This window comes from Salinibacterium sp. AL4.1 (assembly GCF_059767305.1).
The window spans coordinates 1,240,867-1,258,510 of the sequence record NZ_JBSOQK010000001.1; the positions used below are offsets into that span (position 1 = coordinate 1,240,867).

Here is a 17,644-nt window from a genome sequence, read left to right on the forward strand (position 1 = left end):
AAGTGAACGATCAGACCCCGGCCAGCTTCGCCATCATTTCGGATGCTGCCATTGATGAAGCCGCGATCCGTCGCGCGGTGGAGTCCCCCGCGTCGGGCGCGGTCGTCGTGTTCTCGGGCGTGGTTCGCAATCACGACGGCGGCAATGAAGTGTGGTCGCTCGAGTACCAGGCGCATCCCGAAGCCGAAGCGCTGCTTGCTCAGTGCTGCGCCGAGGTGGCGGCCGAAACGGGTCTCGCGATTGCCGCAGCGCACCGCGTTGGCCTGCTCCAGATTGGGGACATCGCCCTCTCGGCAGCCGTCTCCGCTGCCCATCGTCGCGAAGCCTTCGAGGCGTGCGAACTGCTCGTCGAGCGCATCAAGCAGACAGTGCCGATCTGGAAACGCCAGCAGCTCGCGGGCGGCGCCACCGAATGGGTCGGGCTGTAACGAATCGCACCGCGCGGCCTCGGGTCGAGCCTCGCTGAGTCGCCTTGCCGAGGCGGCACTGCGGGCGGGTCGAGTCTGGCCTTAGCCGCCGGCGAACGGCGGCAGCACGTCGACGCGAGCACCCACCGCGTGCGCGGGATCGCGGCGAACAACGCCGTCGATCAGGAACGACCCCGACTCCACGACGCGCTGCATGAGGGCGCCATAGCGTTCGATGAGCACGGCCTTGAGCGTGCTCAGGGTGGCTCCGGCCTCGATCTCGAGGTGCTCTTCGTCGCGCCCGGCGGCCTCGGCCGCCGCAGCGAAATAGCGAATGTGTGTGGTCATGTCAGCCGCCAATGTACGACATCTCAATCCTCTTGGCGCCGGGCGTGGTGCCGTCGACTCCGGCAGGGCGCGGGGTGTTGAGCGAGCGCAACTCTGAGTAGCGGTCGGTGCGCTTTCGCCACAGGCTCGCCATGGCATCCGAAAGCTGGTCGTCGGTGCAACCGTCGCGCATGAGCGCGCGCAGGTCGTGGCCCGAACTCGCGAAGAGGCAGGTGTAGAGCTTGCCGTCAACCGAAATACGGGCGCGGGAACACGTGTGACAGAACGACTGCGTGACGCTTGAGATCACGCCGATTTCGTTTCCGCCATCCCGGTAGCGCCAGCGCTGCGAGGTTTCGCCACTGTAGTTCGGGGCTACCTCTTCGAGCGGAAGTTCGGCGTTGATGCGCGCCACGACTTCGGCCGACGGCACGACCTCGCCGAGCTGCCAGCCGTTGGTGGTGCCGACATCCATGTACTCGATGAAGCGCAGGATGAACGGGGTGTCTTTAAAGTGGCGGGCCATCGCGACGATGTCCTTGTCGTTGTGCCCTTTCTTCACGACCATGTTGATCTTGATGGGCCCCAGCCCGGCAGCGTGGGCAGCATCGAGGCCGGCCAGAATTTTCGCGACGGGGAACTTCACGTCGTTCATGGCTTGGAAGGTCGCGTCGTCGAGGGAGTCGAGCGACACCGTGACGCGCTTAAGCCCGGCTTCCTTCAGCGCGACCGCAAGGTGGCCGAGCGCGGAGCCGTTGGTCGTGACCGCGAGGTCGAGGGGCTTGCCCGCCGGAGTGGTGAGCTTCGACAGCATCCCGACCAGTTCTGGGAGTCCTTTGCGCAGCAGTGGTTCGCCCCCGGTGAGGCGGATCTTCTCCACGCCGTGCAGCGCGGCGATGCGCGCCAACCGCGTGATCTCTTCAAAACTCAAGAGCTCGTCGCGCGGCATGAAGGCGTAGTCGGCGCCGAAAACTTCCTTGGGCATGCAGTACACGCACCGAAAATTGCACCGGTCGGTGACCGAGAAACGGATGTCGTGCAGCGGCCGGCCGAGGGTATCCACGAGGGAGTCAGCCGACGAGTCTGCGAGCGCGTTCGCCTGCGCGTTCGCCTCAGGGGGCAGCATCGCGGAAGAACTCACCCCGTCACACTATCCCGCGGCTGATGGCGAAACCTCCGAGGCCGTCGCCTCGACCGCATCGCCCACCTGAATGCGCCCGCCATCAAGTGGAGTGAGGCGGATGCCGAACCACGTTTTGTGGTCGCGCTGGCGGTGCTGCGCCAAAGTTCGAATCGGTTCCTTGCCGCGCTCGAGGGTGGAGGGTTCGATCGTGGTCATCACGCAGCGGTCACAAATCATGGTGACGCGGAATCGCACGTCACCGATCGTGACGTGCGACCAGGTCTCTTCGACGAAGGGCTCGAGATCGTCAATGACGACGTTGGGGCGGAACCGGATCATGTCGAGCGGCTCGTCGTTCTCATCGGTCCACTCATCAAGCTGCCGCAGTGACGCTTCGCTCGCCAGCAGCAGCGGGCCACCATCGGCGAGCGAGACAACGTCTCCGGGCTGACCGCCATCTTCGGGGTCAATCGCACGCACGGTCGGGTCGGACTGCCAGACCAGGCGCGCGTCGAGGCCGACTCGTTCGCTCAACCACTGGTTGACGTCTCCGCGAGCGGCAAGCGCAGTACCCTGTCCGTCGTGGCTCACTTCAATCGTGTCGCCGCCATCCGCCATGTCGACGGTCACGCTGGAACCGTCGCGGTCAGAGAGCTGCACTGCCGTCTCGCTCAGGGCATGCGCCGAGAGGCCGAGCAGATGATTGTGGCGGCGAGCGGTGAGGGTGTCGCCAGCGCTATCGACGATGGCCCAGCGGCGATCCTGGTCGAGGCCCCACGGATTCACCGCGGCAGATTCGACGTCCTCGCCGGCAAAAGACTTCACTGGATACACCCTGAGACTCGTCACGCGCATGAGCAAATCTTAGCGGCGCGGATAGGCCGTGATGTGAGCGGGATCAACGGATGCCACGATGCGGTCCCCCGGCGCAATGTCGTGCGCAAGCAGGTCGGCAGCCGAAGCTTCGGCCACGACAGTATCGCCAAGGAGTACCACTCGGATGCCCTGAAGTCCGGGCTCGAGCAGATCGACGGTGGCGGGCCATTCGTGCTGTTCGAACGGGGCGGATGTCGCAGGTGTGGCGGTCGCAGCGTCGTCGGCCAGAGCGGCACCCGGCGACTCCCGGCGCAGCGTCACCGCAGACGGCGGGAACGCGATCGACACGTCCGCACCGACAGCCGGTACGACGCCGTCGACGGCGAGACCACGCCCATCCGCAAGTCGCACGAGTTCACGGTTTTCAACGATTCCCTGCAGCACGTTAAGGCCGACGAGCGAGGCGGCAAACTGGTTGATGGGCTCGCCCAACACGCGGGCAACGGCGCCGCTGTCGATGATGCGGCCGGCATCCATGATGGCGACGCGGTCGGCCAGCACCAGGGCATCCACCACATCGTGGGTCACAACGATCGTGGCGGGTGCCTTCGGCGGGTGGCCACCGATTCCGGTGTGGGCTGCGGAGACGCGGGCCGCCAGACACTCACGCAGCAGGGTTCGCACGAGCGAGGCGTTCTGCACATCGAGGGCAGCCATCGGCTCGTCGAAGAGCAGCACGTCCGGCTCTGTCGCCAGCACGCGGGCGATTGCCACACGCTGTTGCTGGCCGCCCGAGAGCTCGGCAGGTGTGCGGGCAGCGAACTCTGTCATCTCGACGGCATCCAGCCATTCGGATGCTCGCTCGCGCGCTTCGTCCGTTCTCATACCGTGTGCGCGCAGCCCGAAGGCAACATTCTCGAGAGTACTCAGGTGCGGGAACAGTAGCGGGTCTTGCCCGAGCAAACCGATGCGGCGACGATGGGCGGGCACCAGGGTCATGCGACCGGCCCCAGTGCGCTCGCCACCAGCACGCCCGCGGCCAGCCCGCTCGGCGGCGCGATCATGGGCGTGCGGCACCTCGGTCAGTACTCGACCGTCGACCGACACCGTGCCACGCTCGGGCACGAGCAGCCCGGCAATGACCGCGAGCAGGGTCGACTTTCCCGAGCCATTCGGGCCCAGCAGGGCGAGAGCTTCTCCGGGCGCGACCGAGACGCTCGCGTCAAGGGTGAACGATCCGCGGCTCACCCGAATGGTGGCATCCAATGTCATGGCTCAGAGCTCCGGGGTCGTGCGCCAGCTGCGCAGCAGAAGGAGGATGACGATGCCCACCACGACGAGCAGCAGCGACAGGGCGATGGCCGAATCTTGGCTCACGCCGGCGCCGTTGAACGCGGTGTAGATGGCGAGGGGCATGGTGCGGGTCGTTCCGGCGGCGTTACCAGCGAAGAGGGCGGTGGCACCGAATTCGCCGAGGGCGCGAGCGAAGCAGAGCACGGTTCCGGCAATGACGCCCGGCATGATGAGCGGCAGCGTGACGCGACGAAACACTGTCCAGCGCCCGGCGCCGAGAGTGGCCGCGACCAGCTCGTAGCGGGTGCCCGCGGTGCGCAGCGCGCCCTCGACGGAGATCACCAGGAACGGCAGCGCTACGAACGATTGCGCGATCACGACCGCTCCCGTCGTGAACGGAATGCTGATGCCAAACCACAGTTCGAGCACGCTGCCGACGAGCCCGTTGCGTCCGAGAAGGTACAGCAGCGCGATGCCGCCGACGAGGGGCGGCATCACGAGCGGGAGCGTGGTGAGCGCGCGCAGCAGGCCCGCCAGACGGTTGCCCGAGCGCGCGATCACGAGCGCGAGCGGAATGCCAACGATGAGGCACAGCACCGTTGCGGCGAGCGCCGTCTGCAGCGATAGCCAGAGCGCCGACTGCGCCTCCTCAGAGACGATCGCGGCCGGAACGCTCGGCCAGTCGGCACGCAGAAACAGCCCGACGAGAGGCAAAATCAGCAGCGCGAAGCCGAGGGCCGCGGGCAGGTACAGCAGGCGCGGGATGCCGGAGCCGGCGGTTGCAGTCGTGCGCGAGGCGGCACTCATGGCTTCACGAATCCGTGGCTCGCGAGAATGGCCTGCCCCGGTGCCGAAAGCACGAATTCCACGAAGGCCGCTGCGATGGCCGGGTGCGCGGCCTCGTTCAGCACGGCGATCGGGTAGCTGTTGCGGGCCGCGTCGGCACCCTCAATCGCGACTCCGTCGACCGCACCCGCCGCATCCTGAACATCGGTGACATAGATGAGCCCGGCATCCACCTCGCCCAGCTCGACCTTGGTCAGCACCGCTTTCACGTTCTGCTCTTCTGTCACGGGCGTAAGGTCGACCGCTGCGGCATCGAGCAGGATGCGCGCTGCCGCACCACACGGAACCGCGGGAGCGCACACGGCAACCTGCACGCCGGGCTCCGCTAGATCACTCAGCGCCGTGATGTCCAGCGGGTTGCCGGGCTGCACCGCAATCTGCAGTTCGTTGCTGGCGAACGCAACGGGAGCAGCTGCCAGCTCGGCGCTGACCTGCTGCATCGTGGCATCATCCGCGGAGGCGAAGACATCGGCCGGGGCACCCTCGTTGATCTGAGTGGCGAGAGTAGAGGAGCCATCGAACGAGATCGGTGCGATTGCGACTCCGGGGTTCTCGGCGCTGAATGCCTCGGCCAGCTCGGTAAACGACGCAGTCAAGGAAGCCGCCGCAAAAATCGTGAGCTCACCCTGCAGTGCGCCGTCAGAAGATGTGGATGCCGGTGCCGGGTCTGCTGCCGAGCATCCGGAAAGCCCTACCGTCGTTGCTATCGCAACCGCCGCGAACAGCCGCCGCGCACCGCCCGACACTACGAGCCGTCTTTCGGTGCCTCAACCACGACCATCGTCGCTTTCACGACAGCGACCGCGAGCGACCCAATTTCGAGCTTCAAGTCGCGCACCGCTTCGGTCGACATGAGCGACACAATGCGATGCGGGCCGCATTGCAGCTCGACCTGCGACATAACGGTGTCGCTCAGGATGCCTGTGACGAGCCCGACCATGCGGTTGCGCGCGCTGCTCGTTGTCTCGGATGCCGCTGCCGCCTGCTGGGCTTGCTGCGCCCGCTCTTGAGCGCGCTGAGCAAGATGCGCGCCGTCGACCACTTGGCGACCGGCGTCGTCGAGCGCTACGGGCAGACCGTCGGTCGCGATCCAGCGTCGTACCGTGTCGTCGCTGACTCCGAGGAGCCCCGCCGCCTCACTAATCCGATATTGCGCCATGATTTATAGCGTAACACCGCATCTGCGGACGTTTTGGGGCTCACTAGCCGCTTACTCAGCCAAATAGCGCCGAAGCTTTAGTCACGGTTTGAAACACGCCGTAGAGCAACGGGATGCCAACGAGCGCCCAGACAGCTGCGAGTTGTGCTTTCTTCATGTCAGGCCTCCGCTGAAATCGTGACGTTCTTTGATCCGGACTTGGCCGGCTCGTGAAAGACCGGATTCACCGGCCGCACCATCATGTTCGCTATGAACCCGACGACCAGTAGCCCGACCATGGTCAGCAGTGCCGGCTGGTACGCCGCGGCGGTCAGTTCTCCCGGCGCACCCTGGGCGTCTAAGAAGGAGTTCACGATGAGCGGCCCAGCGATACCAGCCGCCGACCACGCGGTCAGCAGGCGACCGTGAATCGCTCCCACTTGGAACGTGCCGAAGAGGTCGCGTAGATACGCCGGAACTGTGGCGAAACCGCCACCGTAGAACGAGATGATCACGAAAGCGAGCGCCACGTACAGCGCCGTCGTGTTGGATCCAACGAGTGCCAGCAATATGTAGAGAACCGCGCCCACGCCGAGGTAGATCATGTAAATGTTCTTGCGCCCCGTGATGTCTGAGGTGGATGACCACACGAACCGACCGCCCATGTTAGCGATCGAGAGGAGGCCGACGAACCCGCCGGCGACCGCGGCGGTAACCAAGGATTGCCCGTCGGCTTGACGGAAGAAGTCCTGAATCATGGGCGCCGCTTGCTCGAGGATGCCGATGCCTGCCGTGACGTTACAGAAGAGCACGATCCACACGAGCCAGAACTGGCGGGTCTTGATCGCGTTGTTCGCTGAGACGTGGTTGCTGGTGACGAGTGCCTTCGCCTTGACCTTCGACGGGTCGAAGCCGGCTGGCGTCCAGCCCTCGGCAGGCACTCGAATCGTGAGCGCGCCGAACATCATGTACGCGAGGTAGACGATGCCGAGCGTGAGGAACAGCTTGCCCACCGCATCCCCGCTGGCCACCCAGCCTTCAGCGCCGAAGTTGGGATCGTAGAACCCCAAGAGTGCCGTAGAGACGGGGCTAGCAATGAGTGCGCCACCGCCAAATCCCATGATGGCCATGCCGGTGGCGAGGCCGGGACGGTCGGGAAACCATTTGATCAAGGTCGACACCGGGGAGATGTAGCCGATGCCCAGACCAATACCGCCAATGAAGCCGTAGCCCACGTAAACCAACCACAGTTGGTTGGAGAAAACGCCAAGCGAACCGATCAAGAATCCGCTCGACCAGAACAGCGCGGCGACAAACATCGCCTTGCGCGGGCCGCTGCGGTCTACCCACGTTCCCATGATCGCAGCCGACAGCCCGAGCATGACGATGGCGATCGAGAAGATCACGCCAATCTGGGTGAGGCTCGCATCGAAATGTTCGACCAGAGCCGTCTTGTACACGCTCGTGGCGTAGGCCTGACCGATACTCAGATGCACCGCCAGCGCGGCCGGCGGAACAAGCCAGCGATTGAAACCGGGAGGGGCAATGGTGTGTTCTCGGTCAAGCCAGCTCATGGATGGTCCCCTCGTCGCACTAAGCGTGTCAAACAGCAACGCTGCTGTCGGCAAATTGGCCGCGAACCACAGGCTAGCAATTAACTGATCAATCTTTAGGAATCTGACCAGGATTGTGCACAAATTCTCATTGATTGCGGGCAGGATGGAACCATGACACGTGGAGCCCCGGTTGACGACATCAATGAAGACGACCTGCTCGTCAAGAAACCGAAGAAGTCGGCGGCCGGCGTTGAAGCCGTGCTCGTGGCGTTGGATCGGGGAATCGCGCAGGCGGGCGTGACCCGCACCGCACGCTCACTGTTGCGACTGAACCAGCGCGACGGTACAGACTGCCCCGGCTGCGCCTGGCCAGAGTCACAAGGCCACCGCAAGGTGGCGGAGTTCTGCGAAAACGGCGCCAAGGCCGTTGCCGAAGAAAGCACGCTGCGCACCGTCACCCCAGAGTTTTGGGCAGAACACTCGATCGAAGAGCTGTCGGAGAAAACCGAGTACTGGCTCGGCAACCAGGGCCGCATCACGCATCCGGTCGTCATCCGTCCCGGCGACACCCACTACTCGCAGATCTCCTGGAACGATGCCTTCGAGCTCATCGGCGAGAAGATCCGCGCCACCACTCCCGAGCGCACCGTCTTTTACACCTCCGGCCGCACGGCCAATGAGTCGGCTTTTCTGTACCAGCTCTTCGCGCGCTCGATCGGCACCAATAACCTGCCGGACTGCTCGAACATGTGCCACGAATCATCCGGTTCCGCCCTGAACCCCACGATTGGCATCGGTAAAGGCACCGTCTCGCTCGAAGACATCCATGAGGCTGAGCTCATCTTTGTGATTGGCCAGAACCCCGGCACGAACCACCCGCGGATGCTGTCGGCCCTGGCCGAATGTAAAGACAACGGTGGCAAGATCGTCGCCGTCAACCCACTCCCCGAAGCCGGGCTCTTCAACTTCAAAGACCCGCAGACGCCCAAGGGAGTCGTCGGGGGCGGCACAAACCTCGCCGACGAATTCCTCCAGATCAAGGTCGGTGCCGACCTCGCGCTGTTCCAGGCTCTCGGCCACCTGCTGCTGGAGGAGGAAGAGCGGGTTCCGGGCTCCGTTGTTGACCACGAGTTCATCGCAGCGAACACCGACGGCATCGATGCCTACCGGGCCGCGCGCAAGACGATCGACTGGGACGAGACCGAAACAGCGACCGGCCTCTCTCGCCTCGAGATCGCCAAGGTTGCTCAGATGATGGTCGAGTCGAAGGCCACGATCATCTGTTGGGCACTCGGTCTCACGCAACAGCCTCACTCCGTGAACACGCTCAAGGAGATCATCAACCTGCTCCTCCTGCAGGGCAACTTCGGCAAGCCCGGCGCCGGTGCGTGCCCCGTGCGCGGCCACTCGAATGTGCAGGGCGACCGCACGATGGGCGTGTGGGAGAAACCACATGAGTGGATGCTGGATGCCCTCGACAAGGAATTCGGAATCGCTTCGCCCCGCGAGCACGGCTTCGACTCGGTCGACACCGTTGAGGCGTTCGAGAACGACAACGTCGACGTGTTCGTCTCGATGGGCGGAAACTTTGCGCTCGCTGCCTCGGACACCGAAGCGCTCGGTAACGCATTGCAGCGGGTGGGCCTGACCGTTCACGTCTCAACCAAGCCCAACCGCTCGCATGTCGTTCACGGGCTCACCTCGTTGATTTTGCCCACGCTAGGTCGCACCGACACCGACGACAAGCATCCGGGCGGCCGCCAAGTGCTGTCGGTCGAAGACTCCATGTCGGTAGTGCGCACCACTCAAGGCCGGCTCAAGCCCGTGTCAGATCACTTGCTCGCGGAACCCGTGATCATCGCCCGCATGGCCACCGCCACTCTGGGCGAGGATCACCCGGTGGACTGGAAAGCGATGGCCGAGGACTATGACGTCATTCGCGACCACATCTCTCGGGTGCTGCCGGGCTTCGCCGATTTCAACACCCGCCTGCGGACGAAGAACGGATTCGTGCTGCCTAACCCGCCGCGCGACTCTCGCAGCTTCGCCACCGACATCGGTCTGGCCCGCTTCACGGTGAGCCCGCTGGAGTATCTGACACCCCCACCGGGGCACCTGATTCTGCAGACGATGCGCAGCCACGACCAGTACAACACCACGTATTACGGTCTGGATGACCGCTACCGTGGCGTCTCGGGCGGCCGCCGCGTCATCCTCATCAACAAGGACGATGCCGCCGACATGGGGTTCGCCGATCGCGCTCTCGTAGACGTCATCAGCACCTTCCAGGGCCAAGAGCGCCGGGCAGACAAGTTCCGCCTTGTTTTCTACCCGACCCCGCGGGGATGCGCGGCAGCCTACTTCCCGGAAGCGAACAACCTCGTGCACCGCGAACTCGTTGCACGCGAGTCGAACACGCCAGGATATAAGGCGATGGCGGTGCGGTTTATCCCGGCGGTGGAGGACGAGACGCCGCAGCTGAGCTAGTGCGGGGCCAGCCGGCTAGTTCGCGTCGACCGACTCATTCTGTGTGATGCGCTCGTGTCCGGCGTAGAGCACCATCGACTGTCCGCGGAGGAAGCCGACGAGCGTCATACCGACCTCGGCAGCGAATTCCGCGGCCAGCGACGACGGCGCCGACACCGCAGCCAAAACCGGAATGCCCGCCATCATGGCCTTCTGCGCGAGCTCGAAGCTCGCTCTGCTCGACACCATGAGCACGGTCCCCGACAATGGCAAGAAGTTCTGTTTCACAGCCCATCCGATAACTTTGTCGACCGCGTTGTGCCGGCCAACATCCTCGCGCGCCACCAGCATCTCGCCCGTCGCACCATCGAACAGCGCCGCCGCGTGCAATCCGCCCGTCTTCTCGAATACGTTTTGCGCCTCGCGCAGCTTCTCGGGGAACGTGGTCAGCAGCTCGGCGTCGATTCGCGCGGCATCCTCGGCTACAGAGAACGCCGATTTGGTGCGCACGGCGTCGATGCTTGCCTTGCCGCACAGTCCACAGGAACTGGTCGTAAGAAACGATCGCTCCAGGCTGGGATCGGGTGCAGGCACGCCCGGCGCCAGGGTGACGTCAACGACGTTATAGGTGTTCACTCCGTCGACGGTGGCACCGGCGCAGTAGCGTGCGGCAAAAAAGTGCTCGCCCGAGGTAATGATTCCCTCGGAAACAAGAAACCCTGCCACAAGATCGAAGTCATCACCGGGGGTGCGCATTGTCACGGCAAGCGAGCGCCCATTGACGCGCATCTCCAGCGGCTCCTCCACCGCAAGCACGTCCTCCCGGGGTGCCGGAGGCGAACCGATAGTCACTCGGGTGATCTTGCGCCGTGCCGTGATTCTGCTCACGCTGCCTGCCTCCTCCGGAGCGCCGCGGGTTCTGCGCCGCTCCTCAATCGAGACTATCCCGGCGGTGGCGACTGCGGCAGCAGCGACCACAACTCGCGCCGGATAGTGACGCTGATTGCACCGTCACTTAGAGTGGCTGCATGCTGATCGATGCGGCGGTGCTCGCCGGAGGTCGCTCGTCCCGATTGGGATCTGTGGCGAAAGCAACGCTCCGTGTACAAGGCCGCAGCCTGCTCGACCACGCGCTCTCTGCGGCATCCAGTGTGGCGCGTACCTGCATCGTGGTCGGCCCCATTGATCCCGACCTCGTGGACACTACGGTGTTCATTACGCGCGAGGATCCGCCCTTTTCGGGGCCCGCTGCTGCGCTTGCCGCCGGCGCTCATCATCTCTCAACCAACGGCACCAGCGAGAGCGACGCCATCCTTGTTCTCGCCTGTGACATGCCGGGCATTGCTGCCCAGGTGCCAGCTCTCGTTGACGCCCTCACCTCTGCCCCCACCGAAGTGGATGGCGTGATTTCCGTCGATGCGACTGGTCACCGTCAGCCGCTTGCCTGCCTGTATCGCAGCCGCGCCCTGATCAAGGCCATCGCGCGGTTCGACGCCGACGGCCTGCCCGGGCTCTCAATGAAACAACTGATTGAGCCGTTGAACCTGATGCCTCTGGTGGCTGTGCCCGGAGCCACCAACGATGTTGATACGTGGGAAGACGCAGCTCGCCTCGGCGCCACTGATCCGACTGCAGAAACGAAAGAAGCCGCACAATGAACTCCGAAGAACGCCAACGCCTCGACGACTGGGCCGCACACCTCAGCAGCGAGCTGGGTATCGCCAGCGATGAGTTTCGTGCCGCGATGGATGTCGATGGAATTCTGGATCTCGCCGGGGTCGCCGCGCATTCGGTGATCCGGCCCGCGGCTCCCGTGACGACGTTCCTTGTCGGCTACGCGGCGGGTCTGGCTGCCGCCGCCGGTACCGATCCGTCCTCGGCCATCCGGAGCGCGGACGCACTCTCACGAGCTGCCCTTGCCGCCGCAAGCGATGCCGCGCAGCCTGCTGCTGCGTCGTCGTCGGACTTGCCACCATCCGGCTCCGCACAGTCAGGCGCAGCAGAATGATGGCGGCCTCCCCCGCGTCGATCAGCATCGAACAGCACCGCGCGAACATTCTGGGGAACGTCACACCCTTGCCGGTTGTCAGCATCCCGATTGCGCAGGCGTTGGGGCTCACGCTCGCCGACGACGTGCACGCCGCGGTCGATGTTCCCGGTTTCGACAACTCCGCGATGGACGGTTATGCGCTCCGCGGAGCGGATGCCGCCTCTGCCACAGCAGAGGCACCGAGAGTGCTCCGTGTGGTCGCCGATCTCCCTGCGGGCTCCGCCGAGAATCCGCCGTTGCAGCCCGGCGAGGCCGCCCGAATAATGACCGGTGCCGCGGTTCCCACTGATGCAGACTGCATCGTGCCGATCGAAGACACCGATGAGGGAACCGATACCGTCCTCATTTTTAGCGCCCCGAGTCCCGCCGCCCACATCCGGCGCACGGGTACTGATGTGCGCGCGGGCGACCCGGTGCTGACGGCAGGGCGCGTGCTCGGCGCCCGCGACCTGGCTGCCGCCGCGGCATCCGGAGTCAGCGCCCTGACGGTGCACCCCGCACCGCGCGTCGGTGTGCTCTCGACCGGCACTGAACTGCGCAAGCCCGGAGAGCCGCTGAAGCGTGGCCAGATTCACGACTCGAACTCGCTACTGCTGGCGGCGATGATTACCGAGTGCGGCGGCATCCCCGTTCAACTTGGCTCGGTTGTCGACGACGATGACGCTCTGCGCGAGATGCTTGAGAAGCATGCAGGCGACGTGGATGCCTTTGTCACCTCGGGCGGCGTGAGCGTCGGTGCATACGACGTTGTGAAGGCAGTGCTCGCCCCGCTCGGCGTCTGGTTCGGACCCGTGCGGATGCAGCCGGGCAAGCCCCAAGGGTTCGGCCGGTTCCCAGTCAGTGATACCACAGGCCCTCTGATCTTCGCCCTGCCGGGCAACCCCGTGAGCGTTTTCGTCTCGTTCGAGGCGTTTGTGCGCCCCGCGCTGCTCGCGATGGCCGGGCGCTCTGCACACATGCGTCCGACGATCACCGCCACCGTCGCGACGGGCTGGCGCAGCCCCGCGGGGCGGGCGCAATCTATGCCGGCCGTCGTCGAACAGGATGAGGCGGGTGCAGCATCCGTGCGGCCCGCGAGTGCGGGCGGTGCCGGGTCCTATCTCGTCGCGAGCCTGGCCGGAGCCAACGCGCTGGCCTTCGTTCCTGAAGATGTGACTGAGGTGCGCGAAGGTGACCTGCTGGCTGTCACACTGGTGTCATGAGCGATCAGCCTTTCACGCACCTCAACTCTGCTGGCCAAGCCCGGATGGTGGATGTCACCGCCAAGACTCCGACCGTGCGCGAAGCGACGGCGGAGGGTTTCGTTCGCTGCTCCCCCGTGATCATCGACGCGCTACGCTCGGGCAACGCTCCCAAGGGTGACGTTCTCGCGGTCGCTCGCATCGCCGGCATCCAGGCTGCGAAGCGCACTGCCGAGCTGTTGCCGCTCGCTCACATCATTGGCGTGCACGGCGCCACAGTTGACCTTGACGTGACGGATGAGGGAGTCGCTGTCACCGCGACCGTGCGCACCGCCGACCGCACGGGGGTCGAAATGGAAGCCATGACCGCGGTGTCGGTGGCGGCGCTCGCGATCGTCGACATGGTCAAGGGCATGGATAAGACCGTGCAGATTGAGAACGTGCGGTTGCTCGCGAAGTCCGGCGGCCGCTCGGGCGATTGGCGTCGGCCGGCCTAAAGAGGTCGGCTCGAAGCGGCCCCACATAGCGATCGCTCGCTAGTGGTCTCCGCCGTCGAGCTGTTCCAGAATGTGGCCGATCAGCGGCGCAACTACCGCAAGCCCCTCGTCGACCGCTTTGGTTGACCCGGGCAGATTCACCACGAGCGCTGTGCCCGCGATGCCAACCAGCCCGCGACTCAGCACCGCCATCTTCGTGTGGCGTGCGCCTTCGCGGCGCAACTCTTCGGCAATACCGGGAATCTCTCGCGTGAGTACGGGGCGGGTTCCTTCGGGCGTGAGATCCCGCGGTGCCACTCCGGTTCCGCCACTCGTGATGACGATGCGGGCACCATCGGCGAGCGCGGCACGGATGCCAGCAGTGACTGATTCCGCGCCATCCGGAATCACTGTCAACGACACCGCATAGCCCTGCTCCGCAAGTAGTTCAACCGCACGCGGTCCCGAGATGTCCGCGCGCTCTCCGCGAAAGCTGCGGTCAGACACGGTGATGACGGCGGCGGTGATGGGAGCGTGAACCATACCCGCTACGGTACGGCAGCCCACACCCCCCGCGCACAACTAAACTCCAGATCATGCGCGCGCCAGAGTTTACGATCCGTCGAACCACCGTCGATGACTGGCGTGAGGTGCGCACACTGCGGCTCGAGATGCTGGCCGATACCCCGATGGGGTTCGCAGAGCGACTCGATAGCGCCCGCACGGCCACGGAAGCGGACTGGCGTTCGCGGGCCGTGCGCGGTCAGAATCCACGCGGCATTTCTCTCGCCGCCATTACGACGGACGGTCGCTGGGTGGGCACCATGGGCGGCTACGTTCCCGACGCGAAGACCGGCCCACTGCTGGTCGGCGTCTACGTCACGCCCGACTTTCGCGGTCGTGAGGCTGGGGTGACGGATGCCCTGCTCGCCACCATCGAGGAGTGGGCGGCCACTTACGGCAGCACCCTCACCCTCGGCGTGCACGAAGACAACGCCCGAGCGCGAGCCGCCTACGAGCGTCGCGGTTACACACTCACGCGGCACTCGGTGCCGTACGTTCTCGACAAGTCCCGGCGCGAACTCGAGATGATCAAGCAGCTCTAGCGGTCAGCGGGGCAGCGGGTTCGTCCGTGTGCGCGAGCGTCAGCGGTCGCCGGCGTGCTGGCTGCCGCCTAGTCGACCAGCGGCGGAGTAAGCGGCGGCGCCACCCGACGCTGCGACACCGCCTCGTAGGCGATGCCGATGCGCAGCAGGTCGAGGTCGGAATACGCGGCACCGGCGAAGGTGATTCCCACGGGCATCCGGATGTCGTCCATGAGTCCCATGGGAACCGTCACGGTCGGAATGCCCAAGTGCCGAATCGCGAGGTTGCCGTTGGCGACCCAGACACCGTTTCGCCATCCTGCTTCTGCCGTGGCGGGGTTTGTGCCCATATCGGCAGCGCCCACGTCGGCGACCGCGGGAAAGGCTACGGCGTCAAGTTCGTTGGCGCGCATCCATTCTTCAAGGTCGATGCGGCGGGTTTCTTCGAGGCCGCGCACGCCCGCTTCGAGCTCGGGGATGTCGGTGAAGTGGCCGTACGGGTGGTCGCGCACCTGGGTCGGGTACACGGCGATGTCGTCTTCGAAGCCGTCGTAGCGATCGTGCGGAGTGCCCGGCGTAACCGGGAAAATCGTGCTGCCGTCGACACCGATGATCGTGGAGAAGTTCGGGTCGCCGTTGGCGTGGAGAAAATCTTCCCAGGCCCACGCCGAGAGGTCGACGATTTCGCGCTTGAGAAACTCGGGGCTCACCAAACCGCGGGTTGCGATGGTGGGGGCACCGGCGCGGTCGGCTTCGTAGTTCGAGACCACCGGAAAGTCGACCTCGACGACGGTGGCACCGGCAGCTTCAAGGTCGCGGCGCGCCTGGTCAAACAGGGCCAGGATGCTCGGGCGGGTGTCGATCGCGGTTCCTGTCGGACCGCCGACTCCGCGCGTACCCGAGCCCGCCTCTGTATCGCGGTTGATGTACATCCGGGGAACGCCGAAGCGCTTGCCCGCCAGCGGCAGCTCCGCAGAGTCGGGCACGAGGGACAAGTACGTCTCCGGCCGCACACTCGACGCCGCCGGAATCTCCACCCACGGCTGCGAGCGCCAAAAGTCGCCCCGAGTATCCGCATCGTCGAACACGATCACGTCGAGCACGGCGAGCAGGTCGGCCATGGTGCGGGTGTGCGGCACGACGACATCCATTGTGGGCACGAGGGGCCAGTTGCCGCGCACAGAGATCACGCCGCGCGAGGGCGTGTAAGCGCAGAGGGCGTTGTTGGAGGCCGGGGCCCGGCCGCTCGACCAGGTCTCTTCACCGAGGCCGAAGGCGGCAAAACTTGCGGCCGTTGCGGTGCCCGATCCGTTTGACGATCCCGAACCGTAGGCGGCGGTGAGGTACTCGGCGTTGTATGGGCTTTCGGCACGGCCGTAGACGCCGGGCTGCATTCCGCCGTTGGCCATCGGGGGCATGTTGGTGAGGCCGAGGCAGATCGCTCCGCCGTCGCGCAGGGCACCAATCGTGGCGGCATCCCGCATCGCCATCAGGTCGGCGAAGGCGGGGCTGCCCGCTGCTGCCGTGAGCCCTCGGTGCAGGTAGCTGTCTTTGGCCGTGTACGGGATGCCGTCGAGCGGCCCCCGCAGTTGACCGGCAGCCCGGCGCGCATCAGACTCGCGCGCTTCGGCGAGCGCTTCGGCGTTGGGAACAACGACGGCGTTGAGCGTGGGCCCGGTGCGGTCGTAGCGATCGATGCGCGCCAGATAGGCGGTGACGAGCGCCTCACTCGTGAGGGTGCGCGAGGCGAGCGCTTCTTGCAATTCGGCGATGGACGCTTCGACGACATCGAAGGCGCTCATACGATCGCTCCCGGTTCTTGCGCGGCAGCAGCATCGTCGCTGAGGCCGGGCAGTTGAGGCTGCTGTTGAGTGATGCAGTGGATGCCGCCTCCGCGCGCAAAGATCTCGCGGGAGTCGACCATGCGCACCTCTCGGCCGGGATAGGCGTCGGCGAGGATGGCGGTGGCTCGGGCATCCGCCGTCTCGTCGTTGAAGCCGCAACCGATGACTCCCCTGTTGACGACGAGGTGGTTGACGTAGCTGTAGTCGACGAAACCGTGATCGTCGCGCAGCAGGGCGGGCGCAGGCAGCTCCACGATCTCGAATGAACGCCCGGCGGCATCCCGCTGGCTCTCGAGGCTGGCCCGAATCTCGGCCATCACCTGGTGGTCGGGATGCTCGGGGTTGGGTTGAGCGTGCAGCAGCACGCGCCCCGGCGAGGCGATTGTTGCAACGATGTCGACGTGACCGTTGGTGCCGAAGTCGTCGTAGTCGCGGGTGAGGCCGCACGGCAGCCAGACCGCGTGAGTCGCGCCAATCGTGCGCCGCATTTCCTGCTCAACGCGGGCGCGATCAGCAAGCGGATTGCGGCGCGGGTCGAGCTGAACGGTGTCGGTGAGCAGAACAGTGCCTTCCCCATCGACGTGAAGTCCGCCCCCTTCAGCGACGAGGAGTGAGCTGACGATCTCGGCACCAGCAGCCTCAGCCACCACGCGCGCAATCTTCGCCGACTGTTCCCACTCGGCCCAGGCCGGAGCACCCCAGCCGTTGAAGATCCAGTCGACCGCGCCGAGAATGCCGGGGCGCTCATCGTCGAGCACGAAGGTGGGCCCGATGTCGCGCATCCAGAACTCATCGAGCGGTGCTTCGAGCAGCTCGATGCTGCTGTCGAGCATCCGCCGAGCACGGAACATTTCAGTCGGATCGACGACCATCGAGACCGGCTCGAACTGGGCGACGACGTTGGCCACGTCAGCCCAGGCTGCATAGCCGAGTTCCCGTTCGGAGTCAGTCGCGCCGAGTGTTTCCCCGACGCGCGGGAATGCCATCCAAGTGCGCTCGTGGGCGGCTGTTTCCGATGGCATTCTCCAACTCATGG

20 protein-coding genes are annotated in these 17,644 nt (G+C 65.3%); 7 read left to right on the forward strand and 13 right to left on the reverse strand.

What is annotated here, in order from left to right; all coding sequences use genetic code 11:
- Positions 1 to 2 precede the first annotated feature (2 nt).
- The gene (locus tag ACWTV3_RS06110; protein WP_498477286.1) at positions 3 to 428 is read left to right on the forward strand and encodes a molybdenum cofactor biosynthesis protein MoaE; all 426 of its coding nucleotides are present in this window, start codon (positions 3 to 5) and stop codon (positions 426 to 428) included.
- 81 nt (positions 429 to 509) lie between these two features.
- Here the strand turns inward: ACWTV3_RS06110 and ACWTV3_RS06115 are convergent, their stop codons facing one another.
- The 9 genes from ACWTV3_RS06115 to ACWTV3_RS06155 are packed head-to-tail and all read right to left on the reverse strand — an operon-like array spanning position 510 to position 7,524.
- Positions 510 to 755 carry a MoaD/ThiS family protein gene (locus ACWTV3_RS06115; protein WP_498477287.1) on the reverse strand — a complete coding sequence of 82 codons (246 nt, stop codon included), beginning with the start codon at positions 753 to 755 and terminating at the stop codon, positions 510 to 512.
- A gap of 1 nt (position 756) precedes the next feature.
- Positions 757 to 1,875 (reverse strand): GTP 3',8-cyclase MoaA, encoded by a 1,119-nt coding sequence (moaA, locus tag ACWTV3_RS06120; RefSeq protein WP_498477288.1) that lies wholly within the window; start codon positions 1,873 to 1,875, stop codon positions 757 to 759.
- A gap of 9 nt (positions 1,876 to 1,884) precedes the next feature.
- Positions 1,885 to 2,712 carry an MOSC domain-containing protein gene (locus ACWTV3_RS06125; protein WP_498477289.1) on the reverse strand — a complete coding sequence of 276 codons (828 nt, stop codon included), beginning with the start codon at positions 2,710 to 2,712 and terminating at the stop codon, positions 1,885 to 1,887.
- A gap of 9 nt (positions 2,713 to 2,721) precedes the next feature.
- Entirely contained in the window at positions 2,722 to 3,945 is a 1,224-nt protein-coding gene (locus tag ACWTV3_RS06130) for an ABC transporter ATP-binding protein (RefSeq protein ID WP_498477290.1), read from the reverse strand.
- A 3-nt stretch (positions 3,946 to 3,948) separates the two neighbouring features.
- Positions 3,949 to 4,773, reverse strand: a complete 825-nt coding sequence (locus ACWTV3_RS06135) for an ABC transporter permease (protein ID WP_498477291.1) — start codon at positions 4,771 to 4,773, stop codon at positions 3,949 to 3,951.
- Positions 4,770 to 5,558, reverse strand: a complete 789-nt coding sequence (modA, locus tag ACWTV3_RS06140) for a molybdate ABC transporter substrate-binding protein (RefSeq protein ID WP_498477292.1) — start codon at positions 5,556 to 5,558, stop codon at positions 4,770 to 4,772. Before modA ends, ACWTV3_RS06135 begins: the two co-directional genes overlap by 4 nt.
- Positions 5,558 to 5,971 carry a TOBE domain-containing protein gene (locus tag ACWTV3_RS06145; RefSeq protein WP_498477293.1) on the reverse strand — a complete coding sequence of 138 codons (414 nt, stop codon included), beginning with the start codon at positions 5,969 to 5,971 and terminating at the stop codon, positions 5,558 to 5,560. Before ACWTV3_RS06145 ends, modA begins: the two co-directional genes overlap by 1 nt.
- 55 nt (positions 5,972 to 6,026) lie before the next feature.
- Positions 6,027 to 6,128, reverse strand: a complete 102-nt coding sequence (locus ACWTV3_RS06150) for an MFS transporter small subunit (protein WP_498477294.1) — start codon at positions 6,126 to 6,128, stop codon at positions 6,027 to 6,029.
- 1 nt (position 6,129) lies between these two features.
- Entirely contained in the window at positions 6,130 to 7,524 is a 1,395-nt protein-coding gene (locus ACWTV3_RS06155; protein ID WP_498477295.1) for an OFA family MFS transporter, read from the reverse strand.
- 153 nt (positions 7,525 to 7,677) lie between these two features.
- Between ACWTV3_RS06155 and ACWTV3_RS06160 the strand changes: the two genes are divergently transcribed.
- A complete protein-coding gene (locus tag ACWTV3_RS06160) occupies positions 7,678 to 9,993 on the forward strand; it encodes an FdhF/YdeP family oxidoreductase (RefSeq protein ID WP_498477296.1) in 2,316 nt (771 codons plus the stop codon).
- 15 nt (positions 9,994 to 10,008) lie between these two features.
- Here the strand turns inward: ACWTV3_RS06160 and fdhD are convergent, their stop codons facing one another.
- Positions 10,009 to 10,860 (reverse strand): formate dehydrogenase accessory sulfurtransferase FdhD, encoded by an 852-nt coding sequence (gene fdhD, locus ACWTV3_RS06165; RefSeq protein ID WP_498477297.1) that lies wholly within the window; start codon positions 10,858 to 10,860, stop codon positions 10,009 to 10,011.
- Positions 10,861 to 11,000: 140 nt separating this feature from the next.
- On the opposite strand from fdhD, the gene mobA reads away from it, so the two are divergent.
- The 4 genes from mobA to moaC are packed head-to-tail and all read left to right on the forward strand — an operon-like array spanning position 11,001 to position 13,700.
- Positions 11,001 to 11,630, forward strand: a complete 630-nt coding sequence (gene mobA, locus ACWTV3_RS06170) for a molybdenum cofactor guanylyltransferase (protein ID WP_498477298.1) — start codon at positions 11,001 to 11,003, stop codon at positions 11,628 to 11,630.
- On the forward strand, positions 11,627 to 11,980 hold the full coding sequence (locus ACWTV3_RS06175; protein WP_498477299.1) for a DUF6457 domain-containing protein: 354 nt from the start codon (positions 11,627 to 11,629) through the stop codon (positions 11,978 to 11,980). The genes mobA and ACWTV3_RS06175 overlap by 4 nt, the downstream gene beginning before the upstream one ends.
- A complete protein-coding gene (locus ACWTV3_RS06180; RefSeq protein ID WP_498477300.1) occupies positions 11,977 to 13,224 on the forward strand; it encodes a molybdopterin molybdotransferase MoeA in 1,248 nt (415 codons plus the stop codon). The genes ACWTV3_RS06175 and ACWTV3_RS06180 overlap by 4 nt, the downstream gene beginning before the upstream one ends.
- Positions 13,221 to 13,700: a cyclic pyranopterin monophosphate synthase MoaC gene (gene moaC, locus ACWTV3_RS06185; protein WP_498477301.1), complete on the forward strand. Its 480-nt coding sequence runs from the start codon at positions 13,221 to 13,223 to the stop codon at positions 13,698 to 13,700. The genes ACWTV3_RS06180 and moaC overlap by 4 nt, the downstream gene beginning before the upstream one ends.
- A 39-nt stretch (positions 13,701 to 13,739) precedes the next feature.
- Here moaC and ACWTV3_RS06190 read toward each other — a convergent pair whose 3' ends face one another.
- A complete protein-coding gene (locus tag ACWTV3_RS06190) occupies positions 13,740 to 14,222 on the reverse strand; it encodes a MogA/MoaB family molybdenum cofactor biosynthesis protein (protein ID WP_498477302.1) in 483 nt (160 codons plus the stop codon).
- A gap of 53 nt (positions 14,223 to 14,275) precedes the next feature.
- Between ACWTV3_RS06190 and ACWTV3_RS06195 the strand changes: the two genes are divergently transcribed.
- Positions 14,276 to 14,785 carry a GNAT family N-acetyltransferase gene (locus ACWTV3_RS06195; RefSeq protein ID WP_498477303.1) on the forward strand — a complete coding sequence of 170 codons (510 nt, stop codon included), beginning with the start codon at positions 14,276 to 14,278 and terminating at the stop codon, positions 14,783 to 14,785.
- 68 nt (positions 14,786 to 14,853) lie between these two features.
- Here the strand turns inward: ACWTV3_RS06195 and ACWTV3_RS06200 are convergent, their stop codons facing one another.
- Together ACWTV3_RS06200 and ACWTV3_RS06205 are read right to left on the reverse strand one after the other, a co-directional pair.
- Positions 14,854 to 16,566, reverse strand: coding sequence for an amidase (locus ACWTV3_RS06200; RefSeq protein ID WP_498477304.1), 1,713 nt, complete (start codon positions 16,564 to 16,566; stop codon positions 14,854 to 14,856).
- Positions 16,563 to 17,642 (reverse strand): agmatine deiminase family protein, encoded by a 1,080-nt coding sequence (locus tag ACWTV3_RS06205; protein ID WP_498477305.1) that lies wholly within the window; start codon positions 17,640 to 17,642, stop codon positions 16,563 to 16,565. Before ACWTV3_RS06205 ends, ACWTV3_RS06200 begins: the two co-directional genes overlap by 4 nt.
- Positions 17,643 to 17,644 lie beyond the last annotated feature (2 nt).